General features: G+C 68.8%; 1 protein-coding gene. It reads left to right on the top strand.

Going from position 1 to position 240, the window contains the following annotated elements; genetic code table 11:
• Window positions 1-240 (top strand): hypothetical protein (locus tag GZH79_RS09210; protein ID WP_211643502.1); only part of this gene is annotated, 240 nt, incomplete at both ends.

Here is a 240-nt window from a genome sequence, read left to right on the forward strand (position 1 = left end):
CGCCGACACTGACGCTTGAAGATCTCCGCAAGCGTTCGCCCGACGGCGTTGCGCGGGCGTCGGGCGTGTTCGCGCGTGCGTGGCAGCAAATGTTCGGGCGTGCCCGAGCGACGGCCGATGCGGAAGCGCAGGCGGGGGTGGCAACCGCACTGTCAGAAATCGCCGAGGCCGATGGCGTGATCGCAGAGGCGGCACGGCACTTGCCGGAGAAAACCAGAGCTCTGGTGGCGGGAATCCGGC

Origin of the sequence: Loktanella sp. SALINAS62 (assembly GCF_018263905.1) — a bacterium.
Lineage (GTDB): Bacteria > Pseudomonadota > Alphaproteobacteria > Rhodobacterales > Rhodobacteraceae > Loktanella.